Source organism: Aquimarina algiphila (genome assembly GCF_007489275.1).
Classification (GTDB): Bacteria; Bacteroidota; Bacteroidia; order Flavobacteriales; family Flavobacteriaceae; genus Aquimarina; species Aquimarina algiphila.
This window is the reverse complement of record NZ_VLNR01000035.1, coordinates 12052-36736: the sequence shown is the minus strand read 5'-3', so window position 1 is coordinate 36736 and position 24685 is coordinate 12052. Positions and strand designations below refer to the sequence as shown.

The 24685-nt window shown below is 32.6% G+C and carries 19 protein-coding genes; 14 read left to right on the top strand and 5 right to left on the bottom strand.

The genetic code is table 11. From position 1 onward, the window contains the following. Positions 1-455: 455 nt before the first annotated feature. The gene (locus tag FOF46_RS16440) at positions 456-1352 is read right to left on the bottom strand and encodes a PorP/SprF family type IX secretion system membrane protein (RefSeq protein ID WP_143917213.1); all 897 of its coding nucleotides are present in this window, start codon (positions 1350-1352) and stop codon (positions 456-458) included. Between the two features lie 38 nt (positions 1353-1390). Next, positions 1391-5092, bottom strand: a complete 3702-nt coding sequence (locus FOF46_RS16435; protein WP_143917212.1) for a T9SS type B sorting domain-containing protein — start codon at positions 5090-5092, stop codon at positions 1391-1393. Positions 5093-5639: 547 nt separating this feature from the next. Between FOF46_RS16435 and FOF46_RS16430 the strand changes: the two genes are divergently transcribed. The 5 genes from FOF46_RS16430 (at position 5640) to FOF46_RS16410 (ending at position 10801) form a co-directional block, all read left to right on the top strand. Further along, positions 5640-8324 (top strand): ATP-binding protein, encoded by a 2685-nt coding sequence (locus FOF46_RS16430; RefSeq protein WP_143917211.1) that lies wholly within the window; start codon positions 5640-5642, stop codon positions 8322-8324. Between the two features lie 261 nt (positions 8325-8585). Continuing rightward, positions 8586-9233: a DUF2589 domain-containing protein gene (locus tag FOF46_RS16425; RefSeq protein WP_208746789.1), complete on the top strand. Its 648-nt coding sequence runs from the start codon at positions 8586-8588 to the stop codon at positions 9231-9233. 73 nt (positions 9234-9306) lie between these two features. Next, on the top strand, positions 9307-9954 hold the full coding sequence (locus FOF46_RS16420) for a DUF2589 domain-containing protein (RefSeq protein WP_143917210.1): 648 nt from the start codon (positions 9307-9309) through the stop codon (positions 9952-9954). An 18-nt stretch (positions 9955-9972) separates the two neighbouring features. Continuing rightward, positions 9973-10194 (top strand): hypothetical protein, encoded by a 222-nt coding sequence (locus tag FOF46_RS16415; protein WP_109436629.1) that lies wholly within the window; start codon positions 9973-9975, stop codon positions 10192-10194. After that, positions 10181-10801, top strand: a complete 621-nt coding sequence (locus FOF46_RS16410; protein WP_109436628.1) for a DUF2589 domain-containing protein — start codon at positions 10181-10183, stop codon at positions 10799-10801. Before FOF46_RS16415 ends, FOF46_RS16410 begins: the two co-directional genes overlap by 14 nt. A gap of 39 nt (positions 10802-10840) precedes the next feature. Here the strand turns inward: FOF46_RS16410 and FOF46_RS16405 are convergent, their stop codons facing one another. Further along, complete coding sequence (locus FOF46_RS16405) at positions 10841-11299, bottom strand: COG2426 family protein (protein WP_109436627.1); 459 nt, start codon at positions 11297-11299, stop codon at positions 10841-10843. 180 nt (positions 11300-11479) lie between these two features. Continuing rightward, positions 11480-12133, bottom strand: coding sequence for an OmpW/AlkL family protein (locus tag FOF46_RS16400; protein WP_143917209.1), 654 nt, complete (start codon positions 12131-12133; stop codon positions 11480-11482). A gap of 261 nt (positions 12134-12394) precedes the next feature. On the opposite strand from FOF46_RS16400, the gene FOF46_RS16395 reads away from it, so the two are divergent. From FOF46_RS16395 to FOF46_RS16355, 9 genes are all read left to right on the top strand, one after another. Beyond that, complete coding sequence (locus tag FOF46_RS16395) at positions 12395-12799, top strand: DUF983 domain-containing protein (protein ID WP_109436625.1); 405 nt, start codon at positions 12395-12397, stop codon at positions 12797-12799. Further along, the gene (locus tag FOF46_RS16390; protein ID WP_109436624.1) at positions 12796-13431 is read left to right on the top strand and encodes a Crp/Fnr family transcriptional regulator; all 636 of its coding nucleotides are present in this window, start codon (positions 12796-12798) and stop codon (positions 13429-13431) included. The genes FOF46_RS16395 and FOF46_RS16390 overlap by 4 nt, the downstream gene beginning before the upstream one ends. A 63-nt stretch (positions 13432-13494) precedes the next feature. Next, positions 13495-15231, top strand: a complete 1737-nt coding sequence (locus FOF46_RS16385) for a SulP family inorganic anion transporter (RefSeq protein WP_143917208.1) — start codon at positions 13495-13497, stop codon at positions 15229-15231. 62 nt (positions 15232-15293) lie between these two features. Next, the gene (locus FOF46_RS16380; RefSeq protein ID WP_143917207.1) at positions 15294-16706 is read left to right on the top strand and encodes an MBL fold metallo-hydrolase; all 1413 of its coding nucleotides are present in this window, start codon (positions 15294-15296) and stop codon (positions 16704-16706) included. A gap of 147 nt (positions 16707-16853) precedes the next feature. Continuing rightward, a complete protein-coding gene (locus FOF46_RS16375) occupies positions 16854-17510 on the top strand; it encodes a peroxiredoxin (protein ID WP_143917206.1) in 657 nt (218 codons plus the stop codon). Positions 17511-17611: 101 nt separating this feature from the next. After that, positions 17612-17959 (top strand): rhodanese-like domain-containing protein, encoded by a 348-nt coding sequence (locus FOF46_RS16370; RefSeq protein ID WP_143917205.1) that lies wholly within the window; start codon positions 17612-17614, stop codon positions 17957-17959. A 136-nt stretch (positions 17960-18095) separates the two neighbouring features. Then, positions 18096-19358, top strand: coding sequence for an NAD(P)/FAD-dependent oxidoreductase (locus tag FOF46_RS16365; RefSeq protein WP_143917204.1), 1263 nt, complete (start codon positions 18096-18098; stop codon positions 19356-19358). Positions 19359-20233: 875 nt separating this feature from the next. Next, positions 20234-21016 carry a prohibitin family protein gene (locus FOF46_RS16360; RefSeq protein WP_109436618.1) on the top strand — a complete coding sequence of 261 codons (783 nt, stop codon included), beginning with the start codon at positions 20234-20236 and terminating at the stop codon, positions 21014-21016. Positions 21017-21114: 98 nt separating this feature from the next. Further along, complete coding sequence (locus tag FOF46_RS16355; protein WP_143917203.1) at positions 21115-21339, top strand: hypothetical protein; 225 nt, start codon at positions 21115-21117, stop codon at positions 21337-21339. A 148-nt stretch (positions 21340-21487) separates the two neighbouring features. Here FOF46_RS16355 and FOF46_RS16350 read toward each other — a convergent pair whose 3' ends face one another. Continuing rightward, complete coding sequence (locus FOF46_RS16350; protein WP_244299635.1) at positions 21488-24634, bottom strand: cytochrome c biogenesis protein; 3147 nt, start codon at positions 24632-24634, stop codon at positions 21488-21490. Positions 24635-24685: the final 51 nt, after the last annotated feature.

Genomic DNA, 24685 nt, shown 5'->3' with positions numbered 1-24685 from the left:
ATTTAATACCAAGAAAAAGATAATTGTTTTATCTTTTTATAATTAGTATTGCACTAAAAATAGAAAAATTATATCAAATAACAATAATCATCAAAAACGCTTAAAGAAGGATTGTTTTTAAGTTTATCAGTATAAAATCAATAAAAAAACAAAATTAAATCACTCAAAAACAGATACTTAAATAAAAAAAAGTAAATATCACAGTGAATACATTTATAAAAGTACATGAATAAATCACGATGTACGGGCAAGGCTAAACTTTTGTTAAACTTTTGTACTCTTAATCTGACAAAACACATATCAAATTTGGCTTATAAAGTTTAAACAAAGTCAGGAGATGATTTACTTTGAATTAATTATTGATCAATAATTACACATTTAAAGAGTATTAAATAAGAGTTTTATAAGGCGTAAAAACCGAAATAATTAAGAAGCATTAACCTAACAACTAAAGATTATTCTTTATTTCCAATAGCAAATCGAATTAAAATCTCGTGGGTCCCTCTGGAAACATTTGCTATTTCATTTTCTAAAGAACCTTCATAAGCATAACCAAAATGCAGCCAATTTTGAATCTTTATGGTAGCAAAAGCACTAAACGCATTATCAGTTCTATAAGCTGCTCCTAGTTCGAATTTATTATAAAACAAAAAACCTCCAGTAAAATCAACCGAAAAAGGGGCTGTATCGACATATCTTAATAATACTGAAGGTCGAAATTCTATATTGTTACTTAATTTAAGATTATAACCGGCCATCCCATAAAAATGGGAACGCTCTGTAGCTGTTGTAACTATTCCAGACTCATCATCAATCCTATCATTATTTAACAATCTTGGAACAGAAATAGATAAAAACCAATCTTCATGTTTTAGATATCCACCAATCCCAATATTGGGGTTAAACTCATTAACATTCGATAATAAAGGGTCCTCTGTAGCTCCAAATGTGAGTAGTCCATTTGTATTTACATCATAAGAATTCCCCCCTGCTTTTAACCCTAGAAAAAGATTTATTCGCTCATTTAACAGTAATTTATATGAAAAATCAATATAGATCCCCGTTTGCTTTTCTATAAAAGTTTGATCATTTACTACTGAAAGTCCAAGTCCCATGTTTTTACCTATGTTAGTATCAAAAGAAAGGCTCTGTGACTCTGGAGCACCTTGAACGCTTGACCACTGACTACGAATATTTGTAGTAAATTGTATATGACCTTCTGATCCTGCATTAGCAGGGTTTAGCACATTTTTATTATATCTATAAAGTGTATAATATGGTTCCTGTTGTGCATATACTCCCGTTATTGTTAAGAAGAGTAAAATGATTACTATATATATCTGTAGTTTCATGTTTTTGATAGATTGATTGTGTGCTTACTTTTTTTGAATTAATAATTTATATATAACCATCCATCCAAAGGTTTAACCCCATTTTTTAGGTCAACGATAAAATAATAAGAGCCTTGAGGTAGTTGATCACTTTTGGACTTGTATACTCCGTTCCAGTCATTTTGATATCCTTGTTTAGCAAATACTTCTTTACCCCAACGGTTATATACTTTTACAACCGAATTTGGAAATTCTTCTATATCCTTAATAACCCAGGTATCATTTATACCATCATTATTTGGAGTCATAGCCTGCGCAATCGAAGTTTTTGAAATGGTCGGAGCTATATTATCTAAAACAATAGTTTCCTGATCATTTGCCTGGTTACCGGCTATATCGGTTACCTCAACATCTATGATAATACTTCCTTCTACAAACCCACTTATATCGACATCTGTTGCTATCCAGCTACCATCAGACTCTACAATAGCTGTTGTAGTCACAGAATTTGTACCGTCAGAAAAAGTAACCGTTACCATTTGTCCTTCTTCTACACTTATAGTTGTTCCGGTAATGGTTACATCCTTATCCTCGATATCATTAACAATATCATCCCCTTCTATAGGTGTAATAATATCAACACTTGGAAAATTTATGAGTACAGTTACAGTGGACATATCTGTAGTACAACTGGTTATCATATAATCAAAACTATAAGCCCCGGCAACTAAACCTGAGGTATCTAAAGTTCCGGCGCTTGAATCAAAATTAGTACCGGGAATACTTCCTGTAGTATCCAAACTCCATATCCCCCCAGTATCTGGCGCCCCCAACAGGCTAGAAAATAGATCAATCACTATATCCGGATTGTTAGTATTAATCGTATTATTATTCCCTGCGCTTCTTTCGGTTTGCACGGAAACGGTCACCGATGTTGTCGAATTGGCTACACAGGGAGCTATGGGATTCACTGTATAATCAAATGTATAAACACCCTCTGTTGCTGGATCATACGTTCCCATACCAGAATTAAAATCACTTCCTGGGTTGTTTAGTGATAATGCAGAAACACTCCAAGATCCTGTTTCCTCACCAGAAAGTAAATCATTAAGATTGATAACGGTACCTCCAGTACAAGCATATAGATCAGTTTCAGTTCCTGAATTTGGCTTGTCAATCACTGTAATTTGTACAACATCTTCTGCGCTACATCCTACCCCATTATCCACCTGTATTCTATACCAGGTTGTACTAGTGGGTGATACACTTGGTGTTATCGTTCCATTTTCAAAAGGACCACTCCAGGGGCCCGTTGATCCCGTTGTGCTATATGACCATTCATATCCTCCTGTATTACCTATACCAATGTTATTTTGTAAGTTGATAGTAATAGTATTTTCTATCGCTCCTAATGGTGGAGGTGGTGGAGTAAATGGGAGCTCATAAATTGTAGCTGAATTAAGATCACAAGCTTCATCAATGATAGGTACATTAACAGCTCCACTACTATAAGTGACTATGGTTCCAGCTTTGTCATCAAAAGTAATGGTAACGGAGCTTATCTCTCCGGCATCCAAAAATGCACAATCGGTTACTTGCACTTTCCAACCTCCTTGTTCGAAATCATACCCTGCTATTGGAGATATATTTATTGCTGTAGCACCAGTAGGTGCAGAAAATACTCCACATAGTGTATTGTTATTAGAAGGATTAGTATAATATGCATTATAGGTTCCTGTCAATGCCGGACCAAGACCAGAACATCCATTATCTCTGGAAAACTTGCAAACATCAAAAACTGGTGATGTTGGAGTAATAGAAGTATCGTTGGTAAAAACTAAATTTTGTGCATTGTTTGCCCCGTAACACGGATTTAATCTTTCACTTAAACCTAATGGAATAGTTACCATATTATCTGGTGATACTAAAAAATATCCTATATCAGAAATATGGGTATGTGTAATGTCAAAAGTAACAGAAAAAATGGTTGCTGATGTAATTATAGTAGGAGTATTTACGGGATCATAATACGTATAGGATAGATTTAATTCTGTTCCTGAACCTATTAGACTTATAGCATTACCATTGCAAACCGTTTGTGAAGTTCCTGCATCTGCGGTAAGGCTAGAATTCCATATCCAGGCTCTACCCTCTGTTATAGTCCCTGCATCATCTCTTATAACGAGATACCCTCCATCAGCCAAATTTGTTTGTGTAGGGGTAGTGTTTAATGCAAAAGGCAAATATGAATTTGTAGGTTCATCAAAAAGATACCAATGGTATATAGCTCCCGCTGTCGTTGGACAACTTAATTCTCCGTTATTTCCAGGAGTATCAAAAATATAGATTGGGTCATTGGAGCCTGCAGAAAATGTAGCATCTGTGTATTCGGTCAGTATAAAACCACAAGAAGAAGGTGATGTTATTTCTAATTCTATCGCATCTACAATAATAAGCACAATCTTGGTGGATGATGCGCTACAAGGAGTTGTTCCAGTCACTTCATACCTAAACTCATAACTACCTATTGTTAATGTGGTAATATCTACAATACTACCTGTAAGAGCAGCTGTTCCATCAACATCTACCCATGTACCACCAGCATCCTGAGAGCCATCTAGTGCATTTACCAAATCAGTTGAAGCGTCGGTACTTAAAACCACAAAAGGACCCGATGCTTTTCCTGAATTTGAAGCTGGGACTAAATTTAAATTCCCCATTGCAGCAATAGATGAACTTCCATAAGCATCAAATACTGTGATTTCAATAGCTCTAGCTATGGTTGTATTTGGATTTGTGGCCTTATTAATATAATATAATTCACTAATTATATCTTGAAAATCACTAGTCGTTGCACTATTTATATTTGTTGCAATTAAAGTACTGGTTCCATTTCCCGCGATTTGGATGTCTTGAAAATCTGCAGGTATCGATAATTCTTCAAAACCAGTATCCTGAATATTTGTAAGATTAACTTCTATTCGCTCAATCCCATGAGGTGCATTTAAAATAATATCAGAACCCTCAAAAGGTTTCGCTCCACTAGTACAAATGGTTGCATTAAAATCAATGCCTCCAGCTCCCGTAGAATTAGTAGTATCTAGTCTGACCCAAGGGTTTGGTGCTAAATCCAGTGTAAACGGTTCTCCAGAAACAACCTCTACGGGATCTGCAACATAATATTCAACCGATAAAGTGGTCAGTGCAATATTGCTTTCTACCGTCCAATAGGTTCCTGCTGTAGTGATAGTACTATTAGAACCAATATGAATCTGCGAAGTATTATTATTACTTACAAAATGACCAATCTGTCCTCCTGTAATACTCCCTGAAAATAATACCCCCGTATCTGGACTTGATATTTTAATATTTTCTGTTCTTATGAATTCACTATGCTCTTGCGAACTTAAAATAACCTGAACGGGTTCACTAAATGTATACGTATATGTATTACCCGAGACCCCAATGGTAGCTCTGCTATTATTAAAACTATTCCCTAAAATTAAACCTGGGGGAACAGCATTAATCTCTTCACTCACAGTTGCTGAACCTGATTGGGTAATATCTACTGTAATCAATGAAGTGCCATCTGCATTGGCAGATAAACTACTGGTTTGAAAATCGTTTTCTGGTAAAGTACCAGATAGAGTTCCCCAAGTGCTTATTATCTGTGCAGATACACTAGATGAAATCAATATCAAAAAAAATAGCATTGATATTATGTTTCTTTTTTCTGTATAGAATCGAGTATTAGTTTTCATTAATAATTATTTTGATGTGAGTTGCTCTCCATTAATTTTGATGAATATGTTTTTTGAACCAGATGTTATGTGAAGTACCAAAGATATAGGTGTGTGCATGTTGAATTCCGGGCAATCTTTGTTGAAAATCTGCCAATTCTAAGGTTTCCCCTTTTAGATCATATGGTTTTTGTTATGTATCTATCTTCTCCTAATTAATTCATCAAAATAAAACCTGATTGATCAATACCTTAACTTACCCCCCTTCTATTCTAATATCCAATAGTAACTCCCAATAGTATCCCTATAATTACGAATCAAATTTGTGTAATTAATAGACCTGTAAAAAAATAAATGAGTGAATAGATCAATTCTTTTAGTGAATGTCTATTAATTATGAGTAAAGCGAATTGTAGCTAAGAAATTTAAGAAACTTCTCTTCGAAAAATATGAGGTTTACCATATCAAATTCCAGACAATCTCTGTTGAAAAGTTGCCAATTTTAAAGTATCTCTATGTAATCTGTTCGATTCATTATACCTTGTAAAACCATAACAAGTATCTATTGATGATAAGAATCATAATCATTTTATTGTTTTTAATAACCACAAGCATTGCTAAAGGGCAGGCGTCTATAGAAATGTTATCTATTAGTGTTCATGAAGGGGATATTTCATCTAAAGATACTTTAGAAAATTTAGAATGGGAGTCTTTACAAGGGTTTGATACTATGGATAGCACAATCCCAGTATATTGGTTAAAAATAAGACATAAAGAATTCACAAATGATTCAATAAAAAGCGGTGTGCTTTTACTTTCAAATTTGTTTGACCATGTAGAATCCTATAATAGTCCTCATTCTGATTCTGTTATTGCTATTACGGGAAAAATAGTGGAATACCAAGAGCGATCCATTGTTAGAGGAATTAATAAAAATGCATTACCTCTTAATTTTAATGATACAGAAACATTATATATCAAATTGACATGTATTCGAACTGAAGCATTGCTTAAACGCTCTCTAACTGACTTAGAATATATTTCCCAAAAGGATTTTGATGAATATTTCATTAGGACTCATACTTTTTTTGTCCTATTTACAGGAATGGAAATACTTATTTTCCTGATTTTTTTATTCCTTATCTATATAAAACCAACAAAGGATAATATTTACTATGCTTTTATGGTTATTGTAAGTTTATCAGAAATTATTATCCGCAATAAAGTTTTTGACTCTATTTGGGGGTTAAGTGGTCCATTCCTTGCTAAAATTGAATTTTGTCTTGTGATATTAATGCTCTATAGTTTTTCTGCTTTTATTGCGCATTACCTCGAGATACAGAAATACTCTAAATTTTGGTACAGAATAATGGCATGGCCATATATTCTTTTGGGTATTCCTGTATATCTGTATTCAGATTATCCATTTCTTAGTGATTTAAATAATTTTTATTTCCTGATGACTATCATTGGAGCTTCGGTTTGTCTTATCAAATTTCGAAAACAAAACCCTCATAGAGCTAATGTCTTTTTAATAGCTATTAGTCCAATTGTCTTAAACGGAATTTTAATAATTATGGCATGGAAGAAAATTATACCACACAATTTTTGGACACTTAACAGCTTGTTTCTAACTCTACTATTTAGAGATGTAATTTTTATGACTGACCTAGTTTGGGGCTTTTTTCAGGATAAATCCTTAATTGCCATCAAAGAAATAGAAGTTAATCAACTTCAGGAAGAAAAAAAACAACTCAAAAAAATTGAGGAACTTAAAACCACTTTTTTCAATAATGTTTCTCACGAATTAAGAACACCACTTACCCTACTTTTGGGTCCATTAGAAAGTGTATTAAACAAAGGAAAACTAAATAAGGAAACAGAACAGGAATTAAAAATGTCTATGAAAAATGGAAAATACCTGTTGCAACTCGTTAATGAGATATTAGATTTATCTAAACTGGATCATGGACAATTAAGCATTATTAAGAAAAAACAAGATGTTATTCCTATCTTAAAAGGTATTATTGAATCTTTTAAAAAGTATGCTGCCGAAAATAAGCAAACGATCTATATCACGCATTCATCTGCACAAATATTTATAGATACTGATAGAGATATGTTTGAAAAAATGATGATCAACTTAGTATCAAATGCGATCAAATATAGCAAATCAACTGGAGAAATTCATATAACGGTAAAAGAGCACAAAGAATCGGTGTCGATTACTGTGATTGACTCAGGAATTGGTATAGCTCCTTCTGACATAGAAGCTATTTTTAAAAGATATTATCAGGTGGATGGCAAGGAGTCTGTAAGCGGTACCGGAATTGGTTTAGCTATTGTCAAAGAATTCATTGAACTACATGAGGGTTCTGTAACAGTACAAAGTACTATAGGAAAAGGATCTTCGTTTGAGTTGAATTTTCCTGTAATATCAGATTCAAATCAATTGGATAAGCATATCATTCCATATGCAGTTAATCATACAGAATCTATTGATGTTAACAAATCATCAATCTTACTTGTAGAAGATAACCTCGATATGAGGCAATACCTAGAACGTCACTTAACCGAATATAATCTGTATCAGGCGGCTAACGGACACGAGGCATTAAGTCTCTTAAAATCTATCCAAAAACCAGACCTTATCATTACCGATTATATGATGCCCGTTATGGATGGAGTAGAATTTATTAAGAAACTAAAATCAGATGAAGATTTTTTAATGATTCCTTTAATTTTCTTAACCGCACGCACACTACAAAATGATAAAATTGAGGTATTACATATGGGAGTGGATGATTATATTATCAAACCATTTGATATGACAGAACTAAAACTACGTATCGATATTTCTCTCAAAAATTCTTTAAATCAAAAGAAAAGTATGCTGTCTACTATTGATAAGTTTTCATTATCAGAGATGGCACAATTCAAAAAAGAATTAGATACTTACATTATTACCAATATATCTAACACCAAACTAAGTAACATCGATCTTGCTTATCATTTCTCAATCAGTGAACGTAGTCTAATCAGAAAAATTAAATCTGCAACAGGGCAAACCCCAGCTGCTTATATCAGAGAAATTCGTCTACAATCGGCAAAGCGTAAGATTGAATACAATGAAAGAGCCAGTATAAGTGAAATTGCCCATGAGTTGGGTATGAGTAACCTTCCTCACTTTACTCAGGCATTTAAAAAAAGATTTGGAAAACTACCTTCTGAATATTTTAGAAAAGATGACTAGTCTTAAAATTTTGACCTTACCACGTAACATCTGCTCATAAATCCTTCATCTCTTTTTGTAACAAGATTATTTTCTCTCTAACTACATAGAAAAGATAAATAGGTTATCTACATCCAAAATCTAACTCCTCCTTATAATCGAGCACTTTGATTTTCAACCAAATATCCGCGAAAATCACGTATAAACACCTACGCATTACACCATAGCTATTTTCTACATTTGAGTTAACATTAATATATTCTAATTTAAACTTTTAAAATCATGGCACAAGAAAAACAACTAGTATCAATGGCACAGCAATTTACGGGCTTGCCTATGGATGACCTTATTGGTGGTCCATTAAATGCCGCAGCAAAAGCTAATTCTGCAATGGCATTAACTCAAACTCGATTTATGCTCGACACCTGTTTTTCATTTGACGATACCACAAAAGGGTATAGTCCAATAATGATTAATATGTTGCTTACCAGAGGGGTTATCATTCCAAGTGAAGAACCAAATGCTGCACCAGACATTAAGCCTATCACAACAAAGTTTGATTTACCAATTCTTACTGTAATACCTTTAAACTCATTAGCAGTGGATAATGTAGACATTAACTTCGAAATGGAAGTGAAATCAAGCTATGGAGAAGAGACCAGTGAAACTCAGGAAACAAAAATAGCTGCAGAAGCTAGTTGGGAAGTTAAAGCAGGTTGGGGTCCTGTTTCGGCCACAATCAAAGGAAGTGCTAGTTATGACAGTAGTGACAGCTCAAGTTTTAGCTCTCATTATGAAAAAAGTAACTCTGCTAAATACACAGTGAAAGTTCATGCTGGCCAGCTACCTCTCCCTAAAGGAGTTAATACCATTATTGAAGCATTTACCAAGGCAATAGAACCCTATGAAATGCCTCAAGAAAAACCTTAATAATTAAGTAGTAATCGATAAAATAAGATGTCTATTCTTATTTTATCGATTTCACTTCTCTAAACACAACAAAATGGCTAAAAAACCTAAAAAAGAAAACCAATATGATTTTACAGGTTCATTGATAAATGAACTTATATCTCAACCATTGGTTGCTGTTGCCAAAGCACAATCTAAAATGGCAGAGGAGCAAATAAGATCACTCCTGGATAATTGTTTTCATTATAATGGAAAACATTATAAACCAAAAATGCTGAAGATGTCGGTTACAAGAGGAGTATTAGAGACCGGAGATGCTATTAATTCAGAACCAGAAATTCAACAGATAACTACATACTTTAGTCTTCCATTAGTTACAATATTCCCATTCAGTCCATTAGGTGTAGAAACAGTTAATATTGATTTTAATATTGATGTCACTTCTCAATATAGTGTCGATGAAGATTGGAATCATGATGACTTTTCAGAAGAGAATACTTCAGATATTAACTGGACAAAAAAAAATCCTTCTGTAGAAATGTTAGGTAAAATAGCTCCTAAAAATAATATGCTTAAGAATACAGATACTAACATTAACACATATGAAAGCAATGATCTAAATGCAGCGTATTCTATAGGCGTAACTGCTGGTACTTTACCTCTTACAAAAGGGCTTCTAACGATCATTGATGTGTATACAAAAGCTATTGAACCTTTAGAAATGCCACTGGATAAAAATTAATATTATAAAACAAACAAAATGATCAACGAACAAAAAATACCATGTCCCGTTTGTCAGGGTCAAATTCCATTCGATATAACCTCTCTTTTACAAGGTGTAAAATTTGCTTGCCCCTCATGTCAATCTGTTGTGGCTTTATCTCCCGAAAGTATTGATGAAACTAGAAATGCAATAGAAAAATATGAAGAACTTAAGCAGGCAGGAGCTAAACTAAAAAATAAATCTTATGATAAATTTTGATCAATTCATAAAAGCAATTAACGATGCTACGCTTTCTGCTAACTCGGCATTAATGGATGAAAATCTAAAAGTGATAGATCGATATTTTGAAAGTTCTGGTGGGACCGAACTAATTACAGGTTCTCTTGATGACGCATTACATGCAGCAAAAAAAATTCTCAGAAAAAAACGTCCTACCAAAGAAGAGTTAGAAGAAGCAATGCAAACTTTTGCTGATGCAAAAGAGGCACTCCAGGATGACAAGGGTATTTCTAAAACAAAAACATCTAATGCACTAAAGCCAAAAACAGTAGTGGTTCAGTATCCAGAACAAACTTCTAGCGGAGTTGTAATGAAGAATGTACATGTGCCCTTAATTGCATTAATACCTATTTCTTCATCTCAGATATCAGAGGTTCGTTTTAAAACAAATCTGGAGATTTTAGTAGAAAATGATGATTTAAAAGTTAGTTTCCCTACAAAAGACACAGAAGCTAATACTGAAAACAATACTCAATTACAAACCAGTAGTTTAGAAATCATTATGCAACCACAAAAAAGTCCTGAAGGACTTAAAAGTTTAATTCAGGGATATGAGAAAGTACTAAGAGCGCAGATTCCTAATTAAATAACTTTATTTTGGTTTTAGAATATTGCAAAAGGAAAATTAAGAAATGCCTTGCATGGTAAGTAACGTGGTGCCCCAAACTATTACTGAAGAAAAGAATATCCCCACGGTATTTGCCATAAAAGCTTTTCTTTTTTTGATTTTAAATAAGTATGATGCAATACTGCCTGCATATACTCCAGTTCCTGGTAATGGAATCATCACAAAAAACAGAAGACCCCAAAAGCCATATTTTTGAATTTTTTCACCAGATCCTACTTTGGCTTTTCGAGCAACATATATTGCGGCTTTTTTATAATAATGCCATCGTAATAAATAACTATTTACCTTTTCTAAAAAAAATATCATTAAAGGAAAAACAAGAACATTGGCAAGAAAACATACTACAAAAACCAAGTAAATGTTTACTCCATTGAACATTCCATATGGAATCCCAACTTTAGCTTCCCCAAAAGGAGAAATGCTCCATAAAATAGCTATAATAATATCCTGAATCACAAATTTACTTTTCTAAGAGAGCGCAAAGTTAATGTTCTAAATGATTCACACTTCATTTAAAATCATAAAAAACGTTTAAATTGTCAATTTTAGGGCATAATTCAACAATAAAAACAGAAATTAAGGAAAAAAGAACCCTATAAATTAGTTTATAGGGTTCTTCTTTACAAATATTAGAATTTAAAATTTATATCCTACTCCAAAACCAAATAACCATGGATTAATATCCACATCTGCTCCAACAGTAGCTCCCAATGCATTAGTCGCATTTACAGTTACATCGGTCTGAAGGAATAGCTTTTTCACATCAACATTTAAAAACCATTTGTCATCTAATGCATAATCCAATCCTGCTTGTAAAGCAAAACCAACACTATTATCATAATCTATATCATCTGCTATTGGTCCTTCATCCACCCCATAAAAAATAGTATAATTTATACCAGTTCCCAGGTATGGTTTAAACGCTCCCCCTGTAAAATGATATTGCACTGTTAATGTTGGTGGTAATAACCATACATCACCTAAGTCAATATTTCCAACCGCAGTAGAAATTGCTTCTACCTCATGTTTTGTTGTAGCCAAAATAAGTTCTGCCGCCCAATGTTCTGTAAAAAAGTAAGTAAAATCCAATTCTGGGACAAATGTAGTAGATATATCTACATCCCCTCCAATAGCATCAATAGAAGCACTTTCATCAGGAGCTACTGCTACCCCTCTAAGTCTTACTTGCCATCTACTAAAATTATTGGTTTCATCTGCTACTTTTTCTTGTGAATAGGAAGAAAAAGATGCTACCAAACTAACGAATAAAATAACTCCAATTTTTCTCATTACCGTTCTAATTTAAATGATTTAATGCAAAGGTAATTTCGAGTGAAAAAGTAAATTATGACGAATATCATATTTACATTTTTAGCCAGTAAATAGAGGTAAATAATCCGGTATTTACACCTATTAAAATTACTATGATTTATATCATTTTTAAACAAATCGATTTTGAATAGTTTTCGAAAATAATTTCAATTAAGCTATGTAACCTTTGTTACTGATAAGAAGATTTTGAAGTTTTACTTTTATCAAAAAAACAACATAATGTTTGGTAGAGGTTCAAAAATATACAGCATACTATTTTTAAAATGTCCCAGGTGTCATAAAGGAGAATTTTTAGAAGCCAATCCTTATAATTTAGGAAACTTTAATAAGGTAAAAGAAAAATGCCCTAAGTGTGAACTAAAATATAGTTTAGAACCAAGTTTTTACTATGGTTCAATGTATGTTTCATATGGTGTGGGAATTGCAATTAGTGTAGCTGTCTATATTTTGATAAGACTATTAAATCTTGATGTAACTCCTATGATCATTTTTGTAAGTATTGTTACTACTTTATTTGTTTTAATGCCATATATAGGGGCTATATCAAAATCTATATGGGCTAATTTTTTCTTCAATTATGATGAATCTGTTTCTAAACAAATAACACCAAAATCTAATAAATGATCCAGGAACTAAAAATAAGTTATGGGCATCTATTTGAAGATGCTTTGATAAATGACATATTACACGTTGGAACTTTTAAAGAGGTTCCAGCTGGATATAAGTTAATGGAAATTGGGGATTATGTTAGAGGAATGCCATTACTCGTATCAGGAGCAATTAAAGTCCTTAGAGAAGATAAAGAAGGAGATGAATTACTATTATATTATCTGGAACAAGGAGATACGTGTTCAATGACAATGACATGTTGTATGGGACAAACCAAAAGTGAAATTCGCGCTATAGCAGAAACAGATACTAAACTTATTATGATTCCAATTAGAAAAATGGAAGAATGGACGGCAAAATATAAATCCTGGAGAAATTTTGTTTTTGAAAGTTATCATCATCGTTTAAATGAACTTCTCCAAACGTTGGACAGTATTGCATTTGATAGAATGGATGAACGTCTTATAAATTACTTAAGAGAAAAAGCTAGAATTAATAAAGAAGATATTATTCATAATACACATCAAGAAATTGCATATGAACTTCATAGTTCTAGAGTAGTAATATCTAGGTTACTTAAAAAATTAGAACAGATTAATAAGATCGAATTGTATCGAAATCATATCAAAATCCTTGATCTATCATAAGTTCATAACTAACAATACCAATAAAAAACACTCAATATCTTATGGATATAAACTTTTGATTAGATGTTAAAACAATACTTTCCAATTTTTCAGTGGCTTTCCACTTATAAAAAAACATACATATCTGGTGATGTCGCTGCAGGTATCACTGTTGGGATTATGTTAATTCCGCAAGGAATGGCTTATGCAATGATTGCTGGCCTGCCTCCTGTATTTGGGTTATATGCTGCATTAATCCCTCAAATTGTTTATGCAATACTAGGAACCTCTCGTCAATTGGCAGTCGGCCCTGTAGCTATGGATTCTTTATTAGTTGCTTCTGGACTAGGTGCTCTTGCATTATCAAGCATTGAAGAATACATTGCAATGGCTATTTTTCTTGCTCTTTTTATGGGAAGCATACAGCTTCTTCTGGGGGTGCTTAGAATGGGTTTTTTGGTAAATTTCTTATCTAAACCTGTAATAAGTGGATTTACATCTGCAGCAGCGATTATAATAGGATTAAGTCAGCTAAAGCATCTTTTAGGCACTGAAATTGAACGCAGTAATCAAGTACATATTCTTTTAAAAAATGCTTTAGACACTATTGATCGAATCAACATATATACTTTAATAATTGGAGTTATTGCAATTATACTTATTAAAAGTATTAAAAAAATAAATCAAAAAATGCCGGCAGCTTTGATTGTTGTCATTCTTGGAATTACAGCTATCTATAGTACTGACTTGAGTGATTCGGGAGTAAAAATAGTAGGAACTATTCCGCATGGATTACCTGCGTTTGAAATACCATCTATTCAATACTCCAGGATTCCTGAACTCGTTCCTATTGCTCTAACTTTGGCACTTATCGCTTTCATGGAAGCAATATCTGTTGCTAAAGCTGTAGAAGAAAAACATAGCGATTATGAAATAGATGCCAATCAGGAATTAATTGCATTGGGAACATCTAATATTATAGGATCCCTTTTCCAATCATACCCTACTACTGGTGGTTTCTCAAGAACGGCAGTAAATGAACAAGCCGGAGCTAGAACAGGAATCGCAGCTATTGTTAGTGTAATTATTGTAGGAGCTACCCTCCTATTTCTAACACCCTTATTTTATTTTTTACCTAATGCGATACTTGCATCTATCATTATGGTTGCAGTCTTTGGGTTAATTGATACAAAATATCCTATTCAATTATTTAAAAATAGAAAAGATGAATTTGCGCTATTGATTATTACATTTTTAATTACGCTTACTGTCGGAATCAAAGAGGGAATATTACTTGGAGTTCTGATTTCTTTATTGTTATTAGTTTATAGGATTTCAAAGCCACATATCGCAATACTGGGAAAAGTAAAAAACACTAATTATTTCAGAAATATTGATCGTTTTGGTTCTGATGTAGAGGTCTCAGAAGAACTTCTCATCATTCGTTTTGATGCACAACTCTATTTTGGAAATAAAGAATACTTCAAAAATGAACTTCACCGTCATATGGCTCAAAAAGGAAATAACCTTAAAACAATAATTCTTAATGCAGAATCCATTAATTACATTGACAGTAGTGCTATGCACATGTTACAACAGTTAATTAAAGACCTTAAAAACAATCAAATACAATTTTTAATCGCTGGTGCCATAGGACCAGCAAGAGACATCATATTCAGCAGTGGGTTAATTGACATGATAGGAAGAGAACATCTTTTTGTAAAAACATATGAAGCTTATGATCATCATATCCATGCAAAACAAAAAACAGCTATTCAGAAAAAAATAGCGCTTCAAACCAAAGAAACATCTGTAACCTAAGTAGCTGTAAACAAGAAATATCAAAGTTAGCTTTATAGCATTAAACCTTAAAGAAAACAATTATGAAAGTAGAACAAATTTATACCGGATGCCTGGCACAAGGCGCTTATTATATCGAAAGTAATGGCGAAGTCGCTATTATAGATCCATTAAGAGAAGTAAAACCTTATCTTAAAAGAGCAAAACTTGATGATGCCAAAATCAAATATATCTTTGAAACTCATTTTCATGCTGATTTTGTAAGTGGCCATATCACACTTGCCAAGGAAACAAAGGCCTCTATTGTCTATGGACCTAATGCAAACCCAGCTTTTGAGGCGATTATTGCAAAAGATGGTCAAGAGTTTAAATTAGGAGATTGTATCATTAAAGTACTTCATACTCCTGGACATACCATGGAAAGTACAACATACCTTTTAAGAGATGCTAATGGTAAAGATTATGCCATTTTTAGTGGAGACACCCTCTTTTTAGGTGATGTAGGACGTCCTGACCTAGCCCAAAAGGCAGCTCATATGACTAAAGAACAATTAGCAGAAACATTATACGATAGTCTTCGTACTAAAATAATGCCTTTATCAGATGATGTTATCGTGTATCCAGCTCATGGTGCTGGATCTGCTTGTGGTAAAAACATGATGAAAGAAACGGTAGATACATTAGGAAATCAAAAACAAGTGAACTATGCACTTCGTGCAGATATGAGTAAAGAAGAATTCGTTAAAGAAGTGACCGAGGGACTGTTACCTCCACCAAAATATTTTCCGTTAAATGTAAAATTGAATAAAGAAGGGTATGATGATATTGATATTGTTTTAGAAAGAGGAACAACTGCTTTATCACCAAAAGCTTTTGAAGCATTAGCTAATGAGACCGGAGCAATTGTATTAGATGTGCGTCGTCCACATGATTTTTCCAAAGGTCATATTCCTCGTTCTATCTTCATAGGATTAGACGGAAGTTTTGCTCCCTGGGTAGGTGCGTTAATTGTAGATGTAAAACAGCCGATTCTACTTGTAACACCAAAAGGTTCTGAAGAAGAAACTATTACGAGACTTTCGAGAGTTGGTTTTGACAATACACTTGGATATCTAGAAGGTGGATTTGATGCGTGGAGACAGGCGGCAATGGAATATGATACGGTTAGTACTATATCTGTAGATATTTTAAAGAAAATATTGGACGAAGAAAACATTCCCATTTTTGATGTTCGCAAAGAAAGTGAATACATTTCTGAACATATTGAAAGTGCAAAAAACACACCACTAGATTTTCTTAATGAGCATTTAGTAGAATTCCCAAAAGACACATCTTTTTACATTCATTGTGCAGGAGGATATAGAAGCATGATTGCTTCTTCCATTCTTAAAAGTAGAGGGATCCACAATGTTATTGATATTTCGGGTGGTTTTGAAGCGATCAAAAATTCTGATATAGATATTACAGACCATGTATGTCCCACAACATTAAAATAGTTTCCAATTCCATTTAGATTTTTAGTTGGTTAGTAAAAAGAGTTGTCTTTAGAGATGACTCTTTTTTTTATATAAAAATGCTCCAATGTAACCCATGTTACTGTATTACATAATAATGAGAATTAACTTTACTAAAAAATAAAAACCATGGATATATTAGACGAAAAAAAAATAACTATCCCCAGAATTGGTGATGATGCTCCAGATTTTGAAGCACTCACAACAAAAGGCAAAATAAAGTTCTCTGAATATGCTAAAGATCAATGGATAATCATGTTTTCTCATCCAGCAGATTTCACACCGGTATGTACTACAGAAATGAGTGGATTTGCAATAAGAAAGAAAGAGTTTGACGCTTTAAATACTGAACTTATAGGGTTAAGTATTGATAGTATTCACTCTCATTTGGGGTGGGTAAATAATGTAAGAGAAAAAACAGGAGTGTATTTTGACTTTCCTATTATCGCAGATTTGGATATGAAAGTTTCAAAATTATATGGGATGCTTCAACCAAATGAAAGTGAGACTGCTGCTGTACGTGCTGTATTTTTTATTGACCCAGCAAAAAAGATACGTTTAATCATGTATTACCCATTAAATGTTGGAAGAAATATGGATGAAATTCTGAGGTCTTTAGAAGCTCTTCAAACATCAGACAAGTATAAAGTAGCTATGCCATTAGATTGGAAACAAGGAGATAAGGTGATTATCCCACCTCCAAAAACTTTAGAAGAAATGGAAGCCCGTATTAATGACGATTCTATTGAAAAAATAGATTTCTATCTCGCGAAAAAGGATATTTAATTCTAAAGAGGATCACAAAACAAATTTATTATTTAAAGGAGAAGGTGATATGTTATTAATGATCATCTTCTTCCTTATATCCAATATCTAATAATATAATCATGTCAATTTTCAATTTCATTTTTAAAAAATCCAATTCAAAATCTAGTGCTATTAAAATACTTGATGTTTCTTTTTTTAAAAAAGAAATAACAGAAAACAAAGATGCCCAATTAATAGATGTTAGAACACCGAAAGAATATAACACAAGTCATATTAAAAATGCTATCAATATAAATTATTTTGAAAGAGATACGTTTCAATCTCTATTTCAAAAATTGAATAAACAAGAACCCATTTATATATACTGTAGATCTGGAAACCGAAGTCGTAAAGCTGCAAAACAATTATCTGATATGGGATTTGTGGAAATTAAAGATTTAAAAGGTGGCTATCTAAACTGGAAATAATTCAATATCGATGAGTTCTTCTTCTGACTAAAATATATTGAAGAAAACAAACATTTCTTTGCTTTGTGTAACATGAGTTACATAAATAACAAAAAGATGAAGGTATTTTTAACAAATTAGTTAAAAGAAGAACCAAATGAAATCACATCATCAAATTCTCATTATTGGAGGAGGTACTGCTGGAATAATGACAGCTGCACGCTTACTCAAAAAAGATAAAAACTTAGATATTGCAATTATAGAACCTGCAGATACTCATTATTATCAACCTGCCTGGACTTTGGTAGGTGCAGGAGATTATGATTACAAAAAAACAGCAAAACCCATGGCAGATATAATGCCTGATCATGTACAATGGATTAAGGATTATGCAACTGCTTTTGCTCCTGAAAGCAATATAGTTTCTACAAAATCAAATGGAAACATTACATATGATTTCTTAGTGGTAGCTCCTGGATTAGTTATGGAACCTTCTATGATTGATGGTTTAAAAGAAGGTCTGGACAAAGGAATTGTTTGTAGTAATTACACAGATCCAGAGCATACCTGGGAAGTACTCAAAAATTTTAAAGGAGGTAACGCTGTATTTACTCAACCTACAACTCCTATTAAATGTGGTGGAGCACCACAAAAAATTGCATACCTGGCTGCTGATTATTTTAAAAAGCATAATCTTACTCATAAATCCAATGTCATTTTTGCTACACCTGGTTCAGTAATTTTTGGTGTAAAACCTATAAGAGAAACGTTAATGAAAGTTATAGGTCGTTATGGGATACATTTTAAGCCTTTTTATGCTCCGCATAAAATAGATTCTGAGAATAAAATTATCTATTTCAAACATGTAGATCCAGATGAAAATAAATGTGTTATTAATGAGGATCCTGCTATTGGAGAACTTGCTATAGAAGAGAACATTATTAAAATTCCATTCGATATGTTGCATATCGCTCCTCCACAAGTAGCTCCTAAATTCATAAGAGATTCTAGCTTGGTTAATACTAGTGGTTGGTTAGATGTTAATCATCATTCTCTTCAACATAACAAATACTCTAATATATTTGGACTTGGTGATGTAGCTGGACTTCCTACTGCAAAAACTGGAGCTGCTATTAGAAAACAAGCTCCGGTAGTAGTTGATAATATTCTTAAACTTATAAAACATCAGGAGGCATCTAATAAAAATTATAAGGGATATTCTTCATGTCCTTTAGTAACTGGTTATGGCAAAATGACATTAGCAGAATTTGATTATGATAGTAATTTTACTCCAGATCCAAAATTAAAACGAATGTTAATCTTTAACAGTGCAAAAGAGCATTGGAGATTGTACATGTTTAAAAAAGTTATGCTACCCTATTTATACTGGAATAAAATGTTAAAAGGACAAGATGTGTAAGGTTTCTTTTTCATGTTAACATCAATAAAAAGTATATTGATAAATAGTAGTTTACATTTCGATTTGACTTCCAATAATTACATCTTTTTCATTCTTTGGATGCTCTAGAAACGTATTGGCAATCAAAGAAATTTTTTTATTCTTTAGCCACATTAAATTCTAATCAGATTTGATCAGGAAATCTTTTATTAGAATGATTTATCTCTATTCTAACTACATAATAGACGTCAATAAATAATATTATAGAATATTTTATACCAATTTAGAGATATAATGTCGTATTAAAGGCGATGTTATTTTCAGTTATAAAAACACTGTGATTGTATTGCATAGCTTAGCTATGAAATATATGGATAAGGCATTTATAGCTGAAAAGAATGAGATGACATGGGACATTATATCTCTAAATTAGTGTTAATCCTGCTAGAACAACTTGTTTCTCTATTTCTTAGATGTAAGTTCAAGTTTTTCTAACAGGAAGGCTATTCTTTTCTATAAATCTTTCCTCGGCATGAAGAGTCCCAGAACCCAATTCTCTAATAAATTAAAGAAAGTTCTACAAAAATAGATATCACAGTTTATGGGTAAATTTTTGTTCTTCTTTCGCTATTAGATACAATGGATTTTCTATCAATTTATTTTATTTCAAACTGATAAGAAGGACAGATCCAACAGATTAAGTTAGGTCTGACTTCTATGATGTTTTAGTGATATTACGCTGCTCTGATATTGATAAGAAAATCTGTAATTGGTATAAATCACAATACATAATTTTTTTTTATGCTATATATAATAAATATAAATAAAAATATATGCTTATAATTTTGTAAATTATTAGGATAAAATGATGCTTGACAACTCTTAAAAATTAGATCATGAAAACGTATAATTTCTTTTTATTAATTGCAATACTAATAATATTCTGCAATTGTGCAGTAATAAGACCTGGAGAAGCTGGGGTAAAACAAACTTTAGGAAAATTCTCTAATAAGGTATCCACACAAGGTACCATATTATATAATCCTTTCATCAGTAAAGTAATCAAAGAATCCACCCAAACGAATAACATAAAACTGATCTTAAGCTTGCCCAGTAAAGAAGGATTAAGTGTGAATTCTGAAATTTCAATCTTATACCGTTTACAACAAGATAAAATACCAACTGTTTTAGAAAATTTAGGTCAGGGTTATGAATCTATTATTACTAGTATTTTTAGGTCGGCCTCTTCTGATGTTTGTGCTCAGTTTTTTGCGAAAGATATGCATTCGGGAATGCGAGCAAAAATTGAAGATGAAATAAAATCAAAAATGACAGTGAACCTACAAAAACAAGGAGACGGAATAGAGCTTATAGCTGTTTTAATGAAAAGTATTCAGTTACCCAGAGGACTGGCTGGTTCTATAGAAAGAAAATTACAAGCAGAACAGGATGCTATGCGAATGGAATTTGTAATACAACAAGCAAAACTTGAAGCTAACAGAAAAATAATTGATGCAGAAGGAGAGCGGGATGCTCAAAAGATATTGTCAGAAGGATTAACACAAGAAATTATAAAAATTAGAACTATAGAGGCTTTTAATGAACTATCGAGATCTAACAACAGTAAAGTTATCATTACCGATGGTAAAACCCCTCTTTTAATCGAAACTGATGATTAATTCTCTAGGGCATATTCTTAAAACCTAAAGCCTCTATAGTATGATACCCAAAGTGCTATTTAATACAACGTATTTTATCAACCTTAAACAGTATATACATGAAATTAATAGACGAAGCATTAGCATTCGAAAGTAAGAAAATTGGTCATATGAGTACTAGTGATAGAGTATCTGCATCCAGAGAAGCTAAGGCATTAGTTCTTAAAATCAATGAAATTTATAAGATTACTAAAGACCCTAAACTTATGGAGATCATGAAAACAATTACCGTAAAAAAACGTAAAATCGAAAAACGTTTAAAAGGTCTACTGAACTCAGCTTAACATTTTAGATTTTCCTCTTTTCTTTAATGTAGTCGGGATATTGATGATGTTTTGTATACTCCCGGCTGCATTAATTAAGATTGCTCTATCTCAAAAGTTTATGCTATATAAGATAACACAGACAAGAAAAAGAATCTGTGTGAAAAAGTCAATTTTTAATTTTTTCTAGCTTTTGATTTTTATTTCGAAAATAAGCGATAACAGCAATCGTAACCATAAATAAAGCTAATATATATACAAAATCAGGAATGGGTATCGGATCCCCTGCTGCATAGCTATGAAGACCTGATAAATAATAATTCACACCAAAAGAAGTCATAATAATAGACCAAAATGCAAATGTACTGGCAACATTGAGCGTATAGCGATTCTGCAATCCAGGAATAAATCGTAAATGTAATACAACTGCATATACTATAATACTTATTAGAGCCCAGGTCTCTTTTGGATCCCATGCCCAATATCTACCCCAAGATTCATTAGCCCAAACACCTCCTAAAAATGTGCCAATAGCTAATACAAACAATCCTATTGTCATAGAAATTTCATTAATATAAGTAAGCTCTTTAATACGAATATCAATTGGCACCTTTGTTTTTTCCGTTTTAATAATCATAAGTATTAATGCCATTAATCCCAAAATAGCCGATAATGCTAAAGGCGCATAACTACTAACAATGGTTGCCACATGTATTTTTAACCAATACGATTTTAAAACAGGCATTAAGTTCGTGATTTCAGGGTTTAACCAATCCAGATAACTTACAAATAATAGTGCTCCAGAAAATAGCGTAGATAATGGTAATGCAAAATCCGATTTTCTAAAAGTCATCAATCCACAAAGCATTAAAACCCATGATACAAAAACCAACATTTCATAACCATTACTCCAAGGTGCATGTTGAGCTACAAACCATCTTAATAAAATATTCCCGGTAAAAAACAAAAAACTTATTAATGAAATGAGAATTAGCGTATTCCATAAAAATTCTATAGCTCTATTATTGGCAAAAATTTTGACAATTGCTATTATTAATAATATACCACCCAGAGTAAAGAAAACCTGAAAAAGCCAAAAATTAAGATTCAGTTCATTGTACCATAACTCGGCAGCTACTCTTTTATCACTAGGAATAATATCTTTCCCTAATACATCTTGATATGTTTTTATATATGAAAGCTTATCTGTAGCAGCTTCCCATCTCTTTGAAACAATATCTTGAAAATAAGCGGGGATAATAGTTTGTACAAACTTACCGTCTTCAGCAGGGAAATCTCTAAAATGATGCGTATAACTATGCCAGGTATTATTATCATCATTACTATTAGGAAAGATTTTTAAATAGTTTCCGCTAAAAACATTAAATAAAATATTGAAACGTTCATCTACTTTTATAACTTCTTTATCAAATTCGTTACGTTCTGCAGGTTTTTTAAGATTAGCTTTTTCTACCACTTCTGATAAAATATACGCTCCTTTTTCATCCAACAGTCCATTAAAAGGTATTAATCCATCTTTACTAATAGATAAAGGTTTAAATAATACTCCCCCTTTTTGTTGGTCTATCTTTATTAATGGAATTTGCTGCCAGGTATTCGGATCTACATGCATTGCCAAAAATGCCTGGTTGGCATTCATATGTATCTCTATTTCATTAGTAGAATACTTAAAATATGGTTTTCGTGAAATTTTTCTTAGAAATTCTGAAGCAAGAGTGTTTATAGGTTTGATACGTCCATCTAGGTCTTCTACCATTAATCGGCCAAAAAGTTCTGCATGATAAGTGTCAATTTGTTGTTGTTTGACAAATTGTTTAATATCTGGATCTGTGGTGTTTGCAATAGAGGAACCGGTAACTAAAAGAAAAACAAATATCGGTGCTACCTGATGTTGCTTTAATTTTTTTAACTTTTGATTGATCATTTTAAACCTGGAATTCTTTCCAAACAGTGTAAAAAACATACCTAACCCCATACATAAATAACCCAGATATGTGACCCATGTCCCTATAACATCATGATTTACAGAAAGTACAGTTCCTAATTCATCTGTATCATAACTTGCCTGAAAAAATCGATAACCTTTGTAATCCAACACATTATTCATAAAGATTCGATACGGTATTTCTTCTTCATTATCCATAATGGTTACTTCACTCGCATATGCCGAAGGGCTAATCGAACCAGGGTATCTATCTAATTGAAAATCATCAAGGTGTAACAAAAAAGGAATTTGTTGTGCCTCTGCTCCATAGGAGAGTTCTATAGCCAACCCATTTAATTCAACTTGATGAATAGTTGGTAAAAATCCTTCACGATATAACAACGATACTTCTTTTATTTGATTAGCAACCTCAACATTAACTATCAATGCATCATCTTTGGTTTTGTCATTATTTTTTGGTTTTTCAGATTCACTTACCAAGGATATCGTTGCTTTGGGATGAAAAGAAAGAGGAACAAAAGAGGCATCTCCATCACGATATAAAGTTCGCAAGGTCAGTCGTTGCAAACTATCCTTTTTGATTCTCCCTGCGGTTTGAGAAGCCATAATAAAGAAATCCAGATCTCGGGGAGATTGTACACTAAAATCACCATCTTTCTCTATAATATTAATAATTCCTTCTTCATCACTATTATATCCAACTTTATGATGGTGTTCACCAATGCTTTCTACTTCTCCCCTTTCTAGGAAAACCGTTTCTCTTCCATTTCCAGATGAAACTACCAATTGTAAGAGTGCCTTTCCTCCTTCTACATCGTCCACTATTTTAGGGACAGCATCAGCAACAAACGTATTATGAAAAATCCGAATCGGAATATTGTCAAAATTTGTTTCAATCACAAAATCATTATTACCAATAGGAGAAAAATTTAATTGTTTTCGAACTACTCTTGTTTTACTTCCATCAGAGATATGTAGTTGCAGGTAATTACTATCCGAAATGATAACATTAGAAGCACTTCCTTCTCTTATACGCATAATACCACTATAGGAAGTATACCGTGTTATTCCGGCACCTAAAAGAATAACAATAAAAGCAATATGAAACAATAGAATGGACCATTTTTCTTTTCTCCATAGCTTGTATTTGTAAATATTAGTCCCAAAACAAATACCAAGTCCTATCATCACCAATTCAAACCACCATGAGTCGTAAATAATTTTCCATGCTGTAGATGTACCAAAATCATTTTCTACAAAAGTTGCAGTAGCCATTGCGATTGCAAATATGAGTAATAGTAAAACTGCCAATGCGGGAGAGGCAAAAAAGCGATATAATTTGTGCATCATGGGTGATTTTTGAAAAAGAAAGATACCTTCATAAATATTTTTTTCTCAGAA

Excerpts from the sequence above, each read along its gene's own strand:
- FOF46_RS16350 (WP_244299635.1), bottom strand. The coding sequence starts at position 24,634 with ATGATGCACAAATTATATCGCTTTTTTGCCTCTCCCGCATTGGCAGTT.
- FOF46_RS16400 (WP_143917209.1), bottom strand. The coding sequence starts at position 12,133 with ATGAGAAAAATTGGAGTTATTTTATTCGTTAGTTTGGTAGCATCTTTT.
- FOF46_RS16440 (WP_143917213.1), bottom strand. The coding sequence starts at position 1,352 with ATGAAACTACAGATATATATAGTAATCATTTTACTCTTCTTAACAATA.
- FOF46_RS16385 (WP_143917208.1), top strand. The coding sequence starts at position 13,495 with ATGTTAAAACAATACTTTCCAATTTTTCAGTGGCTTTCCACTTATAAA.
- FOF46_RS16420 (WP_143917210.1), top strand. The coding sequence starts at position 9,307 with ATGGCTAAAAAACCTAAAAAAGAAAACCAATATGATTTTACAGGTTCA.
- FOF46_RS16355 (WP_143917203.1), top strand. The coding sequence starts at position 21,115 with ATGAAATTAATAGACGAAGCATTAGCATTCGAAAGTAAGAAAATTGGT.
- FOF46_RS16390 (WP_109436624.1), top strand. The coding sequence starts at position 12,796 with ATGATCCAGGAACTAAAAATAAGTTATGGGCATCTATTTGAAGATGCT.
- FOF46_RS16360 (WP_109436618.1), top strand. The coding sequence starts at position 20,234 with ATGAAAACGTATAATTTCTTTTTATTAATTGCAATACTAATAATATTC.
- FOF46_RS16425 (WP_208746789.1), top strand. The coding sequence starts at position 8,586 with ATGGCACAAGAAAAACAACTAGTATCAATGGCACAGCAATTTACGGGC.
- FOF46_RS16430 (WP_143917211.1), top strand. The coding sequence starts at position 5,640 with ATGATAAGAATCATAATCATTTTATTGTTTTTAATAACCACAAGCATT.
- FOF46_RS16380 (WP_143917207.1), top strand. The coding sequence starts at position 15,294 with ATGAAAGTAGAACAAATTTATACCGGATGCCTGGCACAAGGCGCTTAT.
- FOF46_RS16435 (WP_143917212.1), bottom strand. The coding sequence starts at position 5,092 with ATGAAAACTAATACTCGATTCTATACAGAAAAAAGAAACATAATATCA.
- FOF46_RS16415 (WP_109436629.1), top strand. The coding sequence starts at position 9,973 with ATGATCAACGAACAAAAAATACCATGTCCCGTTTGTCAGGGTCAAATT.
- FOF46_RS16395 (WP_109436625.1), top strand. The coding sequence starts at position 12,395 with ATGTTTGGTAGAGGTTCAAAAATATACAGCATACTATTTTTAAAATGT.
- FOF46_RS16370 (WP_143917205.1), top strand. The coding sequence starts at position 17,612 with ATGTCAATTTTCAATTTCATTTTTAAAAAATCCAATTCAAAATCTAGT.
- FOF46_RS16375 (WP_143917206.1), top strand. The coding sequence starts at position 16,854 with ATGGATATATTAGACGAAAAAAAAATAACTATCCCCAGAATTGGTGAT.
- FOF46_RS16365 (WP_143917204.1), top strand. The coding sequence starts at position 18,096 with ATGAAATCACATCATCAAATTCTCATTATTGGAGGAGGTACTGCTGGA.
- FOF46_RS16410 (WP_109436628.1), top strand. The coding sequence starts at position 10,181 with ATGATAAATTTTGATCAATTCATAAAAGCAATTAACGATGCTACGCTT.